Origin of the sequence: Bacillus pinisoli (genome assembly GCF_023036475.1) — a bacterium.
GTDB classification, from domain to species: Bacteria; Bacillota; Bacilli; order Bacillales; family SA4; genus Bacillus_BS; species Bacillus_BS pinisoli.
Window position 1 is genome coordinate 238006 of the sequence record NZ_JAJQKI010000004.1, and the last position, 19304, is coordinate 257309.

Here is a 19304-nt window from a genome sequence, read left to right on the forward strand (position 1 = left end):
CGGTATTGTTTACTATCATACCGTTATAATATAGGTTTTATCAACCTATCTACCTAGAGCAAACTTAAATGACGGTCTAACTCTTTCTTTTTTGCTCATTATAGCTTCAACCTTAGAAAGTTGTGATTGGATAAATTCGACCTTTTCCTGCTGCACGATTTTCACTTGATTGATTTCAATTTCCGTATGGGACTCCACTGTTTCTTCCATATGCTCAATGGCAGAAAGCACTTCATCAAAAGCCTGTTCAATTAGATCCATCGAAACGATTTTATTCACTTGAATCCCTCCACCTATTTTCGTTACATCCATATTCTACAGCGCTTCCTCATCATCCTTTACGCTTGACAAAACTAGTGTCCGTTCGGCAAAGAAAGTGGTTTCCGACTGTTTCTCAACAAAATATCGACAAGAAAAAAGAAGAATGAAAACGGTTAGCTCGTTAAAAACTAAACAGAAGGAGGTGTCTGTTCATGACAAACAAAAAGGAAAACAACGCAAATCCAACTAATAAGAATATAGAAGAAACAAAAACGGGTTATGGGAACAAAAAAATGGAAGGTCCTAATCGTCCTTCTACCTGATAAACAAAAGCAAGGGGTCACCTCCTTGCTTTTATTGTTTTCCCATTGTCTTACTTTTCACTAACCACTTACATTCCAATTACTTTGTAAAAAAATTTGTAATCATGGAGTCTAAGTTAATACCCGCATGAAGTTGTTCTTGCTTCTTCTTGTACCAGTCATTAATGTGTATCTTAGTTAAAGTTCTTTTATAGTCTTTCTTCCATTTTTCAATTTGTTGATCCGTTGCCCCCCACCCAGCTCTATCCTTTCGATGATGCTGAATAACCGGGAAAGATGAACGTAAAGTCGGAGTGTCCGTCTTTTTTTCTTTAAACACAAACTGTTCATAATCATGCCTTGACCCAGTATGAGGAACTTTGTCCGAGAAATCAATAAAGTCATTTACTAGCTCTGGGTGAAATAGGATCTTTGCTAATCTCTTTCCAAGTTCAATTCGATCATCCACCTTCTTAAAATCATGAACCGAACTTCCATACAGTTCACCTTTTCTTGTTGGAAATAATACCACACTAAAATGGAGCCAGTCCTGCAACATAAATAACCATGTGTTAAATACTTCCTTTTGATATAAGGGACTTTCAAGAACAGGTCTTTGAATTAGATTTTGTTCATTTATAATTAAAGAAATTAATAAGTTCTCTTCATCTCCACACTCTAAAAATTCAGTCCATGCTCTACTCATAAAGGATGATATATTAAAGACCGGTAGTAAATGTGTCAAATCTTGCTTAAGACTTTTGGAAAGCTCATAAATATATAATTGAGGATACGCATCTGAGAAAATAAGCCAATTCGCGCGCTCGTAAGTTAAAAACAATCTTTTTCTTAGCTCTTTTGAAAGAATTTTAGGAAACCAATCTCCTTTTAGATCACACATATTCCAACCAGCATTCCTTGAAACCATACTAGCTAAAAAAGCCCATTTTACTTCCGGATTACGTTTAAAATATTGAGCATAGGTATTTGTCCTCGTAATATTATCTTTGTTCTGGAGGTTCACAAACGCCTTAATGTGACCAGCAATTTGTTTTTCTTCATTTGATATATGAATGGTCCTCACCATACCTTTTCACCTCTTCTCCTTATCCTCCCACCAATTGTGTGAATTATATCAATATGTAATTTCACAACCTTTTTTATTCATTTTTTGGTATGATACTTAGTAGGCTTGCGAGGTACATACAAATAGAGTTTTTGTTCTTGAAACTTCTTTCTTTGTCCATACGTCTATAAGATGTACCCTCGTGCTTGGAGGAGATAATTATGTCAATTCGATATCCGAACGGAAAGGTTTATCAAACAAGTAAGATAGCGAAAAAAAGTCAGGCAGAAAAGAAATTTTCATTTAGTAATCGTGGAATGACCCTCGAAGAAGATCTGAATGATACGAATACTTATTATCTAGAAAGACAAATTGCGGTTATTCATAAAAAGCCGACACCGGTGCAAATTGTTCAAGTTGATTACCCAAGTAGAAGTGCTGCAGTCATTAAAGAAGCCTATTTTAAACAAGCCTCTACTACTGACTATAATGGAATTTTTAAAGGAAGGTATATTGATTTTGAAGCAAAGGAAACTAAGAACAGTACCTCCTTTCCACTTCAAAATTTCCATCAGCATCAAATTGATCACATGAAGCAGGTTTTGGACCAGGGTGGTATTTGCTTTGTCATTTTACGATTTAGTTCAACAGATGAGATTTTTCTACTTGAAGCCTCATATTTATTAAACTTTTGGTCGCGCCAAATGAATGGTGGCCGTAAATCAATGACAAAGGCAGAAATTGAAGAAAAAGGCTACAAAATTCCGATTGGGTATCAACCTCGTATCCACTATATTGCTGTTTTGGAACAGCTGTATTTTAATTAATTTTTGTAGTTTTACGTTGAAAGGCAGGAAACTAGCATGGCACAAAACAAATCGAGAGCAGAATTGAAACAAGCAAAAAAGAATTCAAAGAAAAAGAATCATTCTGCTGGCTCATTATTAAAAAAGGTTATTATTGCTTTTTTTATACTCGGTATCATTGGTATACTTGCGGGAGGAATTACATTCTTTGCTCTAGTTAAAGATGCACCTCCGATTGACGAAGCATTATTAACAGACGCAGTATCTTCTAAATTATTAGATAAAGACGGAAATAAATTTGCTGAGATAGGTATTGAAAAGCGAACACATGTCAACTACAACGAAATTCCTAAACTCATGGAGAATGCCATTTTAGCTGTTGAGGACATTCGTTTTTATGATCATAATGGCGTTGACTTAAGACGTCTAGTAGGGGCAGTCATTGCAAACTTTCAAGAGGGGTTCGGCGCTGAAGGTGCGAGTACATTAACTCAACAGGTAGTAAAGCTATCCTTTTTAACTCCTGACAAAACCATTGAACGTAAGGTTCAAGAACAATGGCTTGCGATAAGGTTAGAACAAAAGTATTCGAAAGAACAAATCTTTGAAATGTATGCAAATAAGATTTATTTATCTAGTATCCCATCTTATGGTCAAGTTTATGGAGTTGCATCTGCTGCGGAAGCATACTATGGAAAAAAGCTTCAAGACTTAGAGATACATGAGGCGGCAATGATTGCAGGAATGCCGCAAAGTCCTAATAACTATAATCCTTTTGAACATCCAGAAGCTGCTCAGAAGCGTCGTAATATTGTCTTAACACTTATGGCGAAACATGGCTTTATTACGGAAGCAGAAGCAGAAGAAGCAAAAGCAATCCCAGTCCAAAGTACCCTCGTTCAGGGGCAAAAAGACCCACAACCATATGATGCCTTTATTGATCAGGTCTTAAAAGAACTTGCTGAATTAGGAGACATTGATGTTTCATCAGCTGGGTTAGAAATTCACACGACGCTAGATCCAGCAGCACAAACATATGTGGAACAAGCGTTAAATACAAATGATATAATTGAATATCCAAATGAAGAGTTTCAAGCAGGTATTGCGTTAATAAATACACAAACTGGAGAAATTCAAGCGATTGGTGGAGGTAGAAACTCCAATGTTTCTCGAGGGTTTAATTATGCCACTGCCATTGATCGTCAACCTGGCTCAACGATTAAACCAATTATTGACTATGGACCTGCTATTGAATATCTTCAATGGTCAACCTATCAACAAATTGTAGATGAACCTTATACCTATTCTGACGGATCATCTATTAAAAACTATGATGGGAAACATAAAGGCCAGATGTCAATTCGCCAAGCTTTAGCAGATTCAAGAAACATCCCGGCTTTAAAAACATTCCAAGAGGTTGGCGCTGACCGTGCAGGTGAATTTGCCTCTACACTTGGCATTCGTGTTGGAGATGTTTTCGAGTCCCATTCCATTGGTGGCTTTAATGGTACTTCCCCTCTCGAGTTAGCTGGAGCATTCAGTGCATTCGGTAATAAAGGTATCTATAATAAGCCACATGCTGTTACAAAGGTTGTTTTCATGGATGGAACAGAGACTGACCTAAAGCCAAAATCAGTGACAGCTATGAAAGAGTCCACTGCATTTATGGTTACCGATATGATGAGATCAGTAGTGACAGAAGGCACAGGTACAAGTGCTAACATTTCTGGATTACCAGTTGTAGGTAAAACTGGTACCACTAACTTCCCATCTGATGTAAAGAAGAAATATGATATTAAAAGCGGTGGGGTAAACGATATATGGTTTGCCGGCTATACTCCTTTATATACAGCCGCTGTTTGGACTGGATATGATACACCTGAAAAAGGATATATACTAAGCAGTAATGAAAAAGCAATCGCTAAGCAATTGTTTAAAGCAGTCGTATCCAAAGTATCTGAAGGGAAAGAAACAGGTGATTTTGTTAAACCGAATAGTGTCGTTCAGGTTGCTGTTGAAAAAGGTACGAATCCTCCAAAGCTACCAAGTGAATATACGCCTGATGATCAAATCGTGAAGGAATACTTTATTAAAGGAACAGAACCGACCGAGATTTCTGAACAGTATAGAAAGATAGATGCACCAACAGAACCATCTATTGCGTATAGTCCTGAGACTGATGAAATTACTTTAAGATGGAATTACCCGGCTGAACGAAGAGAAGGTATTGTGTTCGAAGTTGAATACTCCGTAGACGAAGGACCTTTTGAATTATTAGAAACCGTTCAAGAACTTGGACTCATTGTTCAAAAACCAATTCCTCAAGCAATATATCACTTTAGAATAACGGCATATAGACAGGATGATCCTGAAAATAGAAGTGATTCTATTGAAGTTGTCATTGAAATTCCTGCATCGTTAGAGGATGAATTAGACCTCATTCCAGATGAAGATGATGAGGAAACTGAGGGAGAAAACGAGGAAAATGAGAGTGGAAATGGCCAAGGTAATGGTAATACAGGTGGCAACGGTAATTCAGGCAATGGAAACGGTAATAATAACAATGACGACTAAACAACTTATAAGATAAATGAAAAACAGCCTAAGATTAGGATCTTGGGCTGTTTTTCTCTTTTAATATAGAAAGGTAATATTGTTTCGTTAATTCCTCAAAAAGCTCCGATAACTGAATAAAAGAATGGTAATGATCGGGTGCCCCCAATATGTACTCCAATCGTTCAATACAGTTAACAGTCTGGTAAGGTAATCGTTGCAACTCTATTTTCCAATCAATTAGAGAATGCACCGGCTGTTTATTAGTCCAATGGATTGCCATGATAAAGAAGGCAATCGCCTTTATCATGAATGGCTTTGCTTCCCTTCGCTTTCTGTTTGCAAACCACTCTTTTAAAAGAGGCTTGTATTTCTCCCATGCATCTAATAGAAGTGGTACAGACCTTTTTTTATCTTCCCAGGGCATGTATGCTTCTATCCCTTGTATGTTAAGTAAATCAAATAAAAAAAGATAACTATGTTCTAAAATATGAAATGATTGAAGCTCACCTAAATTTTCAATAACAATTTGGCTCTTCTCTTTAAAGAAAAGAGGATGGAGAAAAGCTTTTGGAACGTTAACGTACAGTTGCTCCCTCACTCTTCCTACCACCCTTCATTCGCTTTTGACCTTCTCTGCATACATCCAATAAAGGACATACCTCACACTGAGGATTCTGGGCCTTGCAATGATAACGACCAAAAAAGATCATTCGATGGTGTGTCACCGACCATTCTTCTTCTGGCACCTTTTTCATTAATGTTTTTTCAACCTCTAATACGGAGTCCTTCCAGCGGCAGATCGCGAGTCTCTTACTAACACGCTCCACATGTGTGTCTACGGCAATAGCAGGTATATCATATGCTACCGATACCACAACGTTAGCTGTTTTTCTACCTACACCAGGAAGCTTGGTCAGTTCATCACGGTCTTTTGGTACAATGCCACCATAGTCATCAATCAGCATTTGGCTTAGCTTTCTAATGTTTTTCGCCTTATTACGGAAAAGCCCAATAGACCTAATATCATGCTGTAACTCCTCTTCCGACACTGCTAAATAATCTTCTGGCGTTTTATATTTTTGAAACAAATCCTTCGTTACCTTATTAACAAGCGCATCTGTGCACTGAGCTGATAAGCTAACAGCAACAACGAGTTCAAATGGATTAGAGTGATTCAGTTCACAGTGTGCATCCGGAAACATCTCACCCATTGTGTCTAAGCAAAAACGTATTTGCTGTTTATTAAGCATAGTTACTCACCCTTTATTCTTGTTCTAGCCAATGAAAAGAACCTGTTTTCGCCTGATTTTGACGAATTTTAGACTGCTGGTGCTGTCTTACTCTTTGTCCATATTCATTCGCCTTCTCTACAGATGTGACACCATTTCGTTTCCATTCAAATAGGATTCGATCTATATAGCGAAAATTCATTTTACCTGATAATACAGCTTCACGTAAGGCTGCCTTTATTAATAATGGATCATGGTTTTCTTGATCTAACCATATTGACAATGTCTCGATTTCAATTGGCGATAATGGTCGACCAAATTCACTTTCAAAAAGACTATATAATCTAGACTCCAAGCTTCTTCTATTCTGCTTGTCTTCTTCTTTTGAATCCTGCAGAAATAAAATGAGCATTTTTTCCCAAAGTGGTTGTAGCGAATATCGTTCCCCTCTTACACTACCATTGTCACTCTCTTCTATCTTTAAGAAACCTTTTTGTAAAAGCTTTCGTAAAGTGTCCGTACATTGATTAACAGGTAATGTCATTCGGCTGGCGATCTCGTTAGGAGTAGGAAAGTTGTTCCCTTTTTCTATATAGGAATGAACATGAATAATTAACATAAATTCAATTTCATTTAGACCAAGTGTTACGTAATTATTAAGTAAGAGTCTAGGTATTGAAAGACTTCCCTGCTCAAACCATTCAATCATCTTTTCCTTTTTCAACATTACCACCCCTACTTCATCCATTCAGATTTAAGTATATCATGAATTTCTCTCTTGGTTTGATAGTAAAACTTGGCTCCCTTGTATGTTCACTCTAAATAATAGGCTCTGTTAAACTTCAGTGTTGATTTTCGTTTCGGGACACTCGCTTTCCGCGGGCGGGTTCGGGAGCCTCCTCGGCGCTTCCCGCCTGTGGGGTCTCCCTTACCACGCTCTCCCGCAGGAGTCTCGCATCCCTTCACTTCAATCAACAGTGCAAAAATCAACAATATCCTTTAACACAGCTAAATAATAAAAGCTAGAAAAAGAGCCCTAAAAGGGCTCTCAAGAAAATTATTATGGATATAAACGGTTTAAAAGTCTTGGGAACGGAATTGTTTCACGTACATGGTCAGCACCACTAATCCAAGCAACTGTTCTCTCTAAACCAAGTCCAAAACCAGAATGAGGAACAGAACCATACTGACGAAGCTCAAGGTACCACTTATACGCACCTTCCATTAGTCCGTGTTCTTCTAAACGCTGTTTTAAGATTTCGTGGTCATGAAGTCTTTCCGAACCACCAATGATTTCTCCATACCCTTCTGGTGCAATTAAATCTGCACATAGTACAACATCTTCACGAGTTGGGTGTGGTTGCATATAGAAAGGCTTTAAAGATGTTGGATAATGAGTAATGAAAACTGGCTTATCATAACTTTCGGCAATAGCCGTTTCATGTGGAGCCCCAAAGTCATCTCCCCACTCAATATCAGTAAAGCCTTTTTCCTTTAAGAACTCAATTGCATCATCATACGTAATTCTAGGGAAAGGAGCTTTAATGTTCTCAAGCTTAGTCACATCTCGTTCTAATACTCCAAGCTCTAGCTTACAGTTTTGTAGGACGGATTGAACGATGTAAGAAACATAATCCTCTTGAACTTTGAGGTTATCTTCAAACTCATAGAATGCCATCTCGGGTTCAATCATCCAAAACTCAATTAAGTGACGGCGAGTTTTAGACTTCTCTGCTCTGAATGTTGGTCCAAACGAGAAAACTTTCCCTAACGCCATTGCAGCAGCTTCCATATAGAGCTGCCCACTTTGGGAAAGGTAAGCATCCTCATCAAAATATTTAGTATGGAATAATTCAGTAGTCCCTTCTGGCGCACTTCCAGTTAGGATTGGTGGATCTACTTTAACAAACCCATTGTTATTAAAGAATTCATAAGTAGCACGTATTACTTCATTTCTTATCTTCATGATGGCATGTTGTTTCTTTGAACGTAACCATAAATGGCGGTGGTCCATTAGGAATTCAACACCATGCTCCTTAGGCGTAATAGGATAGTCAACTGACTCATGAATGACTTCAATATTTTGAACACCTAACTCAAAACCAAATGGAGAACGCTCATCCACTCTAACTTCTCCTGTTACATAAATAGAGCTTTCCTGTGTTACTGACTTTGCAGCATCAAACACACTCTCTTCCACTTCACTCTTCACTACTACTCCTTGCATAAAGCCAGTACCGTCTCGCAGTTGTAAAAAGGCGATTTTTCCACTTGAACGTTTATTAGAAATCCATGCTCCAATTGTTACTACTTGTCCTACATGTTTTCCTACTTCTGCTATTGTTGTTTTCACTAAAATTTCCTCCTAAAGCTAAATACCATAAATATGTATAACCTATATTATATATGATGATGAATCAGATACACAACCGCATGTGTTTTTGAAAGGCTACTTTCTAGATGAAATGTAAAAGACATTATACTTGAAAGCAAAATATATGCTAAAAGAGCCTATTGAAAAGGAAAAGGGCTAAATTTAGCCCTTAACCTTTTCTGTCATAAAGCTATGCATCCGATCAACTGCTTTTTCTAGATGTTCTAATGATGTGGCATAAGAGAGTCTGATATTATCAGGTGATCCAAATCCAGACCCCGGAACAACTGCTACTTTTTTGTCCTCTAGCAGTCCCGCTACCCACTCATCTACAGAAGCATAACCACTTAACTCTGCAGCCTTTGAAGCATTAGGGAATAAATAAAATGCACCTTGAGGCTTAATACAAGTAAAGCCTGGAATTTGAACCAATTTATCATAAATAATGTTTAGTCTCTCTTCGAAAGCTATTCGCATGGTTTCTACTGCTTCCTGTGGACCCTGATAGGCAGCAATGGTCGCGTATTGTGCAATAGAAGTAGGGTTTGATGTGCTATGACTCGCTAGGTTCGTCATTGCATTGATAATTTCTTTATTACCTGCAGCATACCCTATTCTCCAACCTGTCATGGAATGTGATTTTGAAACACCATTGATGATAATGGTTTGTTCTTTTAATTCAGGAGTTAATTCTGCAATAGAAACATGGCGATTGTCACCATACACTAGCTTCTCATAAATTTCATCTGAGATAATGAGAATATTATGTTCCAGGCAAACATCACCAATTTTTTTGAGTTCTTCGGCAGAATAAATCATTCCTGTTGGGTTACTAGGTGAATTAATAATAATCGCCTTTGTACGCGTTGTAACAGCTTCCTTAATTTGTTCTGGAGTAATCTTATATGAATTGGCTTCTAATCCATCAATATATACTGGTGTACCTTCTGCAAGCTTTACTTGTTCAGGATAACTAACCCAGTATGGAGTTGGGATGATGACCTCATCACCTGGATTAAGAATAACTTGAAACAGTGTATATAGAGCATGTTTTGCACCAGAACACACAATAATTTCCGACGGTAGATAAGTTAAGTTTTGATCTTTTTCAAACTTGTTGATAATTTGTTGCTTTAATGTTGCTAATCCACCAGTTGGAGTGTATTTAGTATGTCCTTCGTTCATAGCTTCAACGGCAGCTTGTATGATATGTTCAGGTGTATTAAAATCCGGCTCACCCGCTCCTAATCCAATTACATCATGGCCTTGTGCTTTTAGCTCTTGTGCCTTTGCAGTAATGGCTAACGTAGAAGAAGGCGTAAGTGCTGCTACTCTCTTTGCTAATTCCATCTCGAATGTTCCTCCTTAAAGTGTATACCTTTTAATAAATTCACCGTCTTTAAATGTTACATAGTAATATGAGTATCGATTCTTTTGGTCTACATAAATAATTTCCCAGATAGGCACATTTTGTTCAATACCTAAGTTAATTGATTTTATCTCCACAGGATTTCGATCATTTTTCAAGATATTAATGGCTTCATTAGCAGTAATGCCTTTCTTAGGGTTCACCACAATAATCTCATCCTCTTGTTCTGAAGGCACACAGAAGATCTGTTCTTGTTCATCGACTGTACCATATATTATGGTGTAAGCTTTCGTTCCGTTATAAAAACTTACTTCGTTAACGGATAAACCAGGCTCTTGTTTTTTTACAGTGGCTGTAGCTTTTTCAGTTATTTGATTACGATATGTATGTGCTGATCGATAAGTGTCTATAGTTGTCCAGACAGAAATGATTATAATAACAATCAGAAATACAATCCATTTTCTCATCATGGCGCTTCCTTATGTACGGTATATAGTAAAGACGGCAGTTTCTTGGTCATTTTCATCTAAAGCTAGTCCAAACATGAGATCTTGCTTTTTTAATGTACGGTTCAGGCTATCTACAATTTTATATAGGTCAGAAGAATGTTTAATCCGTACTGTTGATAATACTTGAATCTTACTTTCCATTTTATTTCCTCCGATAATCACAAATTTTGCAAGTTATATGTAAAGCTTTTAAGGCAACAATAAATACTACAACAAGTAAGTATTGTTGTTACCACTATTATAGCAGTTTACGTAAGAAGTAAAATGGTTCGCTACCACTTTTCAAATAAAAATTTCTTCTACCCACACTTACAACCTGTTGCTACATGCATCAGGTCTTTTTTATGGCTTCGTTTGGTGTTGCACAATGTTTTGTGGGGTAAAAGAACAAACTCCTTCCTACTCTTGGTAGGAAGGAACCTTTAGTTCTCCACAGAATTACTACTCTCGACAGTCAGAGTAATGACTTCATAGTGATTTTCCGTGCACCTTATCGTAACATTACCGAACTGTTTCGTGTAATAAATGTCGATCCAAGTGTTTTGAAGCCTCTCGAGTACATCAGCACTAGGGTATAAGCTTTGCTTGTTGAATATGATAGCTATTTGTGGATCCACAGCTTCTAATAATTCTTGAGATGTCCCATTATTGTCAGCAAATTCAGCCACTTTAATAATATTTACATCTTTCAACGTGTTCTGATTGATTAATTCCTGCTCGAGTACCTTACTTGCGATAGACATAAATAAAAATCGGTGATCGCCAAATTTCATAGAGATATTCATGGATTTCTCCTGATCTGTTACTTGTAACACATTTGCCTGTAGTCCTGGTAATAGCTCTTTCTTTCCTACATCCCAGTTTTCTAAAGGTATGTTAATTGGAAGGTCTTCTTTAGTAATAGATGAGGGTACTGCTACACTCTTAACAGCGTATTCCTTAACCAACCAATCAAGATTACCTATATAGTCTTCACCTAGCCTAGTAATGATTATTTTCTGAATTGAGGTTACTCCATATAAATCCAGAGTCTTCTTTAGCTGTGCTTTAGAATTATCATTACCAGTATTAATAAGAATGGCTTCACCTTTCCCGTTTTGAATGACGGTTGATTCACCATCAGGAAGATTTATGAAAGTAAAAGCGATCTCATCTCCCATTAATTTTAAGTCTACTTTTTCTATCTTTGTCGGTATATCTTGATGATCTTGAAATCCTGTTAACATAATTACGACACAAAATAGCCAAAGGACTTTTTTCATACTAATCCCTCCAAAAAGGTCTAGCATTATAATGTGTCATATTTCCATTTTCTATGAAAAAAATATTTTTCTTAGTTAATCCAGTTTTTTACGTCTTGAAGTAAGGAAGGTAGGTTACCTTTCTTTACAGATAATTCAGGTAGTGACTCTATAAACGTTTTACCATACCAAGTTGTGATAATTCTCTTATCAAAAACAAAAACGACTCCTTTGTCTTCCTTGCTTCTGATCAATCGTCCAAACCCTTGTTTGAATCGGAGAACCGCTTGTGGAAGTGAAAGCTCATTAAATGAATTTACTCCTCTATTCTCTAATTGCCTTGCTTTTGCTTCAAATAGTGGTTGGCTGGGTGGTGTAAATGGTAGTCGGATAATAATAAGACAAGATAATGCCTCACCAGGGAAATCGACACCTTCCCAAAAACTACTTGTCCCAAATAAGACAGCCTGTTCACTCTGCATAAAGGTTTTAGTAATTTTTGACCTTCCTCCACTGCTTATCCCTTGACCAATTAAGGTAATACCGGCGAGTTCAAATTGATCTTTTACCTGGAAAAAGGTTTTTCTTAGCATATCGTAAGAAGTAAATAAGACCAACATTCTCCCTCTTGTAACCCTTGCAATTGCTGCAATATGGGCTGAGATTGCTTGTATATACTCTTCATGGGAAACTGCTTTTATATTTGGCAGATCGGTCGGAATCAGCACTTGCGCTTTAGCCGAGAAATCAAATGGAGATGGGAAAGAAGCTCTAATTGGTTGGAAGTCAACAAGTCCTAACCTCCCTACCATGAATTCAAACGATTGCTGTACACTTAAAGTGGCAGACGTAAAGATGACACTGTCTTTTTTAGATAATAATTGGTCTGCAATCATCTCACTACTATCAAAAGGTTGCATAAATAAACCCGTCGAGTTAATGGCGCCTTTTTCTTCAATTTCCATCCATGTTACGTTTTGATCTTGCTCAGATAAAAATAAGCGGATTAGGCTCTCTTTCCAGTCATGCATGCGGTCTCTTATTTGATTAAAATCCGTTGCAAGCATAGTCAGTTTATTATTCACTAAGTTTTCCTGTTCAAGCTTCATCGTAACCTGGTTCATAATTGTAATGGAATCCACTAGGCAAAATCTGATTCGATTTACTGACTCAATAATGGCATTCCATTTCATTCCTTCTTGTGTAGCAGCATCAAACTTATAAATAATTCGATTGCTTTCCCGGTTATCTTTTTTTGCCTTAGAGAGTGCGTAGGACCTTAACATTCTAAATAATTCATCAAGCTCTGTTTTTAAAAAAGTTGTCTTTTCATCAAGAGAATAGAGGACAGTCGCTATACGTTTCTTCAATAGCTTGTTTAATTCCCTAATGATACCAACTTCATGTAATGTACCTAATCTACTCAATGTATAATTAATGGAAACATAATCAAGCTGTTTGCCTAAAAATTCGGAAACAATATCCGCAAAATGATGTGCTTCATCAATAATGACATCTTGATAAGCAGGAATAAAAGGCTCCTCAAAAATATCCTTACATAGAATAGAATGATTGGTAATAATTAGATCAGCTTGTTCAGCCCTACTTTTCATTTGCTGATAAAAACAGCGGTTCTGCCAATGGCTTGCTATCTGTTCTGTTTGGGAATAGTCTGTAGATAATCGTTCCCAAAGAAACTGTCCACCTGAAGGGAGATTAATTTCCTCTACATCTCCCGTTTCTGTTTCAGTAAGCCAAATCAAAATTTTTGCTTTTGTGAGTATGCTGTCATAATTATCATCAGATTCTTTTAATAGCTGCTCAAATCTAAATAAGCTTAGATAATGGTAGCGCCCCTTCAACACGGCAACCGATACTTCTACTTGTAACGCTTCTTTTAAGTATGGCATATCGCGCTGAATGAGCTGATGCTGTAGTTGGACCGTATTCGTACTTACTACCATTCGCTTTCCTTTTGAGATGCTGTGGACGGCAGAAGGTAACAAGTAGGCCATTGTTTTACCAAGACCAGCTCCTGCTTCAATTAATGCATGTTCGCGACTATGAAGAGCATTTTGGACAAGATCCATCATATCCAGCTGACCTTCTCTTACTTCTCCTTCTAGGAATAGTTGGTTTGCCTTTACCTTTTCTATAAAAGATTCTCTGGCTGTTGGATAGGAGACTTTCTTTTTTTGCTCTTTACGTCCGTTATCGTTTTGTATCTTACGTAGAGCTATTCCGTTCAAAATATCAAACTGGTTATCGTTCTTTCTTCCTATGTCGCTCATTAGAATGTCTTCTAGTAAATCCTCTAAATCACTTGTAAAACTAGCAGAAAGCTCAAGAAGCTTTTTTATCGTAACAGAAGGTAGTGTTGTAAGTTTAGTCAATAACCTATCCAATAATAAGGCAGTAACTTGTGCATCACTATCGGCTTGATGAGGACGATCATGCTGGAAGGAAAAATGCTCCGATAATCCACTAAGTCTGTAACTGCTTAGGCTTGGATATAGAAATCGAGTCATTTCCACTGTATCCAGTACAGGACCCAAAAACGGTTCATAACCAGCAAATCTCAATTCTTCTTGTAAGAAGCTTAAATCAAAAATCACATTATGAGCAACAAAATAGGAGTCCTCTAGTAGATTTAAAATGATTGGAGCAACCTCTTCAAAGAAAGGGGCATCCTCTACCATTTCATCATTTATTCCAGTTAGCTGCTCAATAAAAGGAGAAATAGGCTGAGACGGATTTAAAAACGTTGAATAATGGTGAATGATTTCACCATTTTCATATACCACAGCTGCAAATTGTATTATTTTGTCTCCCTTTTTAGGAGAGTTTCCTGTTGTCTCTAAATCAATTACAACAAATCGATGCATGATATAACCACCTCGGCGAACACGTCCATATACTTCCTTCAAAAATAACATAATTATCCTGAAATTACTATTATCATTAATGGAGGATCAAGTTTCATTGCTTTCATAATAAGTATAGTGCAAAAAAAAAATCCCTTTCTCAAGGGATTTTTTTACATAATAGTGCCCGCTGGCTCTTCTTTTAACAATTGGATAATTCGGTTATTTTCATCCATTATAGCTACTTTTGGATGATGATTTTGCACTCTTTCTTCTGGAACTAATGCGTAAGAAATGATAATCACTACATCATCCTTTTGAACTAGTCTAGCTGCAGCACCGTTTAAGCAACATACACCACTGCCTCTTTCGCCAGAGATAATATAAGTTTCAAATCGTTGACCGTTGTTGTTATTAACAATTTGCACCTTTTCATTTGGTAACATTCCAACTGCGTCTAATATATCTTGATCTATAGTAATACTGCCAACGTAATTAAGGTTTGCTTCCGTTACACGGGCACGATGAATCTTGCCATTCATCATAGTTCGAAACATGTAATATATCCCCCTTTGCCGACTTTCTCAGCAAATACTAAACTTCCATTGTCATATTATCAATTAGTCTTACATTTGTAAACCTTATTGCAACGGCAATTAAAACCAATCCAGATAAAGTTGTTAACGTTTTCAGGTCTGGAAAAGAGTAGATCTCAACATAATCAATTACAGCTGATGAATGACTTTTTATATACTCCTCCATTGCCGCCTGTACCACTTCAGGATTTGTCTCTCCTTTTTCAATCAGTTCTCTCGCTAATTGAAGTGATTGATAAATGACGACCGCTTGTTTTCTCTCTTCGTCTGTTAAATAGACATTTCTCGAGCTCTTTGCAAGGCCGTCCTTTTCCCGAACTGTTTCCACGGGAATTAGTTCAATTGGAAAATTATACTCATCAATTAATGAAGAAACAACCGCAACTTGTTGTGCATCTTTCATTCCAAAATATGCATAGGTCGGTTGGACAATATTAAATAGCTTAATAAGAACCGTTGCCACACCGTCAAAATGGCCTGGCCGCTTACTACCACAAAGTATATCTACTTTATTCTCAACTGATAGCTTAAATGTCCTATTATGTTTATACATTTCTTCTACACTTGGATAGAATAACAAATCAACCCCAGCTTGTCGGGCAAGCTGCTCGTCTCTTTTAATATCACGTGGATATCTTTCAAAATCCTCATTTGGGCCAAATTGTAGAGGATTAACAAAAATACTCATCGCAACATAATCAGATTTTTCACGAGCATTTTCTACCAATGTTAAATGTCCTTCATGAAGAAATCCCATGGTTGGTACAAACCCAATCGTTTTCCCCTGGTTTTTCAAGGACATTACCTTATTCTGCATATCTTTAACGCTTGTAATAATTTCCACTACTTCTTTCCTCCATACAAATGAACTAGCTCTTCTTCCTTCATGGTGAAGGAATGTTGATCAGAAGGAAAATCCATTGTTTTTACATCTGCAATATACTGAGCGACACTTCTCTTTATTTCTTCATTACTATCCATATAAGTCTTAACAAACTTAGGAACTCTAGAAACTCCAAATTTAATTAAGTCATGGAAAACAAGAACTTGTCCGTCTGTCTTATTACCTGCTCCAATTCCAATTGTAGGAATAGATATATTTAAGGATATATGTTCCGCTACCTGCTTCGGCACACATTCTAATACAACTGCAAAAGCACCAGCTTCTTCACATTTCTTGGCATCTTCTAGTAAACGTGCTGCACTTTCCGCATCTTTTCCTTGAACAGAGTAACCGCCTAAAACCGCCACTGATTGAGGTTGAAGACCTAAATGAGCCATCACCGGTATACCAGCATTCGTTAATAAACGTATTAGCTCAACTACCTCTCCAGCTCCCTCAAGTTTAAGTGCATGTGCCCCTGATTCTTGAAATATTTTCTTTGCATTTTTTAATGTATCTTCCTTGGAAATATGATAGGACATAAACGGCATATCCGTCACAATAAACGTGTCCATTGCGCCGCGCTTTACTGCCTTTGTGTGATGAATCATGTCATCAACTGTTACTGGGATTGTACTATCATATCCTAATACAACCATCCCTAACGAGTCACCTACGAGAATTAGATCAACTCCAGCTTGCTCAGCAAGTTTACCAGTTGGAAAATCGTAGGCAGTTAACATGGCAATTTTTTTTTCTTCTCGCTTCATTTTAATAAAATCTGTTGTTTGTTTCATTCATTCTCCTCCTTTAATAGAGGTAATGAATAAACCGACGAGAATGAGAATCGTGATGTTTTTTGCTGATAAATAGCAAAAAAATCCTTCTTATTGGAGAGAAGGATAATAAACATAGCACTTTTCGGTTTCATTCATCCCTCTGTCCTAGTCCATATGGATCAAGGCAGATTAATTTTCATAAGACTTCCTTCACTGGTGTAGTTCCTATTTTTGGATACTACCCGAATTCATTATAACAAGTATTACTTTTTTAGGCTATTGCTTTCACTTAAAATTACTTATCTAATTTCAATATCTGCAGAATGAATATAATGTCTCTTTCTGTCTTCATCCTCAATAATCAAGACACCTTCATCCGTGATTCCAACTGCAACTCCGTGGATTTTTCCATTTAGCGTGCTAGCAATTATATTTTTCCCAATACTAATGGCATATGCTTCCCATAGTAGTTTTATTGGGTAAAATCCATTCTGTAAGTAGTGTTCGTAGAGTTTTTCAAGCTTCTCTAGAATAACCTGAATCAGTTCCGCTCGATTTATTTTTTTCTTTCCTTCAATACGAAGTGAAGTTGCTCTTTCCTGCAGTTCTTCTGGGAAGTCATCTTCAACCTGGTTTACATTAATTCCAATTCCGATAATGATAGAATTGATTCGATCAGCCTCAGCTTGTAACTCTGTAAGGATTCCTACTGCCTTCTTTTGATGAAAAAGGATGTCATTTGGCCACTTTATCTCGGGCTCTAATCCTGTTACTTCTTGAATCGCTTGAGCCATACTTACAGCTGTTAAGAGCGTTAGTTGTGGGCTCTGTGGTAACGGAATGGCAGGACGCAAGATGATGCTCATCCAGATTCCAGTATACTTTGGAGAATACCAAGTTCGGTCTAAGCGTCCTCGACCTGCAATTTGTTCTTCTGCCACTATAATAGTTCCTTCTACAGCACCTTCATAGGCTAATTTATGGGCAATTTTTTGTGTGGAACTTACTGTTTCCTCGTAATGAATATTTCTCCCTAAAAATTTGGTTTTTAATCCAAGCTGAATTTCATTTGATGTAATTTTCTCAGGTTTCATGGTGATACGATAGCCTTTTCTCTTAACAGCTTCTAACTCGTATCCTTCTTTTCTAAGGTCCTCGATATGTTTCCATACCGCTGTTCGTGAACAACCAAGCACCTCACTAAGTCTTTGCCCTGAAACAAACTCTCCTTCAGCATGGGTAAAAACCTCTAATAGTCTCTCCCTTAAAGCTGATTGCACGTATTGAGCCACTCCTTTATTAATTCCTTTTGATTGTCCAACTTACCAACTAATATATCATGTTCCATCTTACTTAAAACTTTACTAACCCAAGGGCCAGGAGGTTGACCTACCATCTCAATCAATTCGTGCCCGTTAACAGCAAGATCTGATTTATCATATATAGGTAATTTTTTGTATGCGTCGAACCGTTTACTTACTTCGGTTTCATCTAGTTGTCCTAGCTGTATTAATCGTAGACGTTCTGTAGAAATGGTAAGCTCCTCTCCAAGCTTGTACATAAGTAGATTAGTCCATCCTGTAGCCTGAATCTCTTCAAGGCCTAAGACCATACTAGTGGCTTCTTTTATAAGTCTAGTTGGTAATTTCCAAGTCTTTAAAAACCACTCTGTTTCTTTCACCTTTAATACCGTGCAAAGTAATGCCCATTTTTCTGTTCTTGTTTTTAACAAGTTGCTGTGGATGTTTGGCCAGTGTTGAAGTTGATCCCTATAAGATATCAAGCTTAGAATCTGTTCTGAAAGGCCAGTCTCCGCTAGTAGTTGCATGGCCGACTTACAATTTATACCAGATAAAGTTTTTTCCAATTCGACTGAGATCCGCTCTATGGAAATATGATGTAACAAATTTGCATTAGCTTTAATTGCCAAAAGAGTCTCTTGTTCAATGTCAAAGGCAAGCTGACTATGAAAACGAATTGCTCTTACCATTCGAAGAGCATCCTCCTGAAAACGTTCATGAGGAACCCCAACTGTTTGAATCTTCTTTTCCTTAATTGCAGCTTGTCCATGAAACGGATCAAAAATTTGTCCGTGTTCATTCATAGCGATGGCGTTCATTGTAAAGTCACGCCGCTTTAAGTCCTCTAGTAGTGAATCGATAAACTGGACATTCGTTGGCCTTCTATGGTCAAGGTATTCGTCGTCTTTACGAAAGGTTGTTACTTCAAACGCCTCTTCCTCCAGCATCACCACAACAGTCCCATGTTCAATCCCAACGGGTATGGTCTTAGGAAAAAGCTCCATAACCTGCTCTGGAAGGGCAGACGTCGATATATCAATATCACCAATCGGGCGATTCATGATCGTATCCCTAATCGCCCCTCCGACAAAATAAGCTTGATATCCTTTTTCCGTTAATCTCCGTACTATCTTATAAGGTTTCTCAAAAACTTCTTTCACCAAGACCA

Annotated in this window: 18 protein-coding genes; 2 read left to right on the forward strand and 16 right to left on the reverse strand. The window is 37.4% G+C overall.

What is annotated here, in order from left to right:
- Positions 1-45: 45 nt before the first annotated feature.
- Positions 46-312, reverse strand: coding sequence for a hypothetical protein (locus LT143_RS08090; RefSeq protein ID WP_246942102.1), 267 nt, complete (start codon positions 310-312; stop codon positions 46-48).
- 351 nt (positions 313-663) lie between these two features.
- Positions 664-1650, reverse strand: a complete 987-nt coding sequence (locus LT143_RS08095; RefSeq protein ID WP_246942104.1) for a DUF2515 family protein — start codon at positions 1648-1650, stop codon at positions 664-666.
- A gap of 200 nt (positions 1651-1850) precedes the next feature.
- On the opposite strand from LT143_RS08095, the gene recU reads away from it, so the two are divergent.
- Positions 1851-2456: a Holliday junction resolvase RecU gene (gene recU, locus LT143_RS08100; RefSeq protein ID WP_246942106.1), complete on the forward strand. Its 606-nt coding sequence runs from the start codon at positions 1851-1853 to the stop codon at positions 2454-2456.
- Positions 2457-2492: 36 nt separating this feature from the next.
- Positions 2493-5009, forward strand: coding sequence for a transglycosylase domain-containing protein (locus LT143_RS08105; RefSeq protein WP_246942109.1), 2517 nt, complete (start codon positions 2493-2495; stop codon positions 5007-5009).
- A 34-nt stretch (positions 5010-5043) separates the two neighbouring features.
- Here LT143_RS08105 and LT143_RS08110 read toward each other — a convergent pair whose 3' ends face one another.
- The 14 genes from LT143_RS08110 to LT143_RS08175 form a co-directional block, all read right to left on the reverse strand.
- Complete coding sequence (locus tag LT143_RS08110; protein WP_246942111.1) at positions 5044-5589, reverse strand: YpoC family protein; 546 nt, start codon at positions 5587-5589, stop codon at positions 5044-5046.
- Entirely contained in the window at positions 5567-6241 is a 675-nt protein-coding gene (nth, locus tag LT143_RS08115; RefSeq protein ID WP_246942113.1) for an endonuclease III, read from the reverse strand. Before nth ends, LT143_RS08110 begins: the two co-directional genes overlap by 23 nt.
- 13 nt (positions 6242-6254) lie before the next feature.
- Complete coding sequence (locus tag LT143_RS08120; RefSeq protein WP_246942116.1) at positions 6255-6944, reverse strand: DnaD domain-containing protein; 690 nt, start codon at positions 6942-6944, stop codon at positions 6255-6257.
- 336 nt (positions 6945-7280) lie between these two features.
- On the reverse strand, positions 7281-8573 hold the full coding sequence (asnS, locus tag LT143_RS08125) for an asparagine--tRNA ligase (RefSeq protein WP_246942118.1): 1293 nt from the start codon (positions 8571-8573) through the stop codon (positions 7281-7283).
- 183 nt (positions 8574-8756) lie between these two features.
- The gene (locus LT143_RS08130; protein WP_246942120.1) at positions 8757-9944 is read right to left on the reverse strand and encodes a pyridoxal phosphate-dependent aminotransferase; all 1188 of its coding nucleotides are present in this window, start codon (positions 9942-9944) and stop codon (positions 8757-8759) included.
- Between the two features lie 15 nt (positions 9945-9959).
- Positions 9960-10430, reverse strand: a complete 471-nt coding sequence (locus tag LT143_RS08135; RefSeq protein WP_246942122.1) for a hypothetical protein — start codon at positions 10428-10430, stop codon at positions 9960-9962.
- A 12-nt stretch (positions 10431-10442) separates the two neighbouring features.
- Positions 10443-10613: a YpmA family protein gene (locus tag LT143_RS08140; protein ID WP_246942124.1), complete on the reverse strand. Its 171-nt coding sequence runs from the start codon at positions 10611-10613 to the stop codon at positions 10443-10445.
- Positions 10614-10894: 281 nt separating this feature from the next.
- Positions 10895-11734, reverse strand: a complete 840-nt coding sequence (locus LT143_RS08145) for a ComEC/Rec2 family competence protein (protein WP_246942126.1) — start codon at positions 11732-11734, stop codon at positions 10895-10897.
- Positions 11735-11805: 71 nt separating this feature from the next.
- Positions 11806-14598, reverse strand: a complete 2793-nt coding sequence (gene dinG / locus LT143_RS08150; RefSeq protein ID WP_246942128.1) for an ATP-dependent DNA helicase DinG — start codon at positions 14596-14598, stop codon at positions 11806-11808.
- A 152-nt stretch (positions 14599-14750) separates the two neighbouring features.
- A complete protein-coding gene (gene panD / locus LT143_RS08155; RefSeq protein ID WP_246942130.1) occupies positions 14751-15134 on the reverse strand; it encodes an aspartate 1-decarboxylase in 384 nt (127 codons plus the stop codon).
- Between the two features lie 37 nt (positions 15135-15171).
- On the reverse strand, positions 15172-16017 hold the full coding sequence (gene panC / locus LT143_RS08160) for a pantoate--beta-alanine ligase (protein ID WP_246942133.1): 846 nt from the start codon (positions 16015-16017) through the stop codon (positions 15172-15174).
- Positions 16017-16853, reverse strand: coding sequence for a 3-methyl-2-oxobutanoate hydroxymethyltransferase (gene panB / locus LT143_RS08165; RefSeq protein WP_246942135.1), 837 nt, complete (start codon positions 16851-16853; stop codon positions 16017-16019). Before panB ends, panC begins: the two co-directional genes overlap by 1 nt.
- Positions 16854-17134: 281 nt before the next feature.
- The gene (locus LT143_RS08170) at positions 17135-18127 is read right to left on the reverse strand and encodes a biotin--[acetyl-CoA-carboxylase] ligase (protein WP_418909813.1); all 993 of its coding nucleotides are present in this window, start codon (positions 18125-18127) and stop codon (positions 17135-17137) included.
- Positions 18100-19296, reverse strand: a complete 1197-nt coding sequence (locus LT143_RS08175; protein WP_246942139.1) for a CCA tRNA nucleotidyltransferase — start codon at positions 19294-19296, stop codon at positions 18100-18102. Before LT143_RS08175 ends, LT143_RS08170 begins: the two co-directional genes overlap by 28 nt.
- Positions 19297-19304 lie beyond the last annotated feature (8 nt).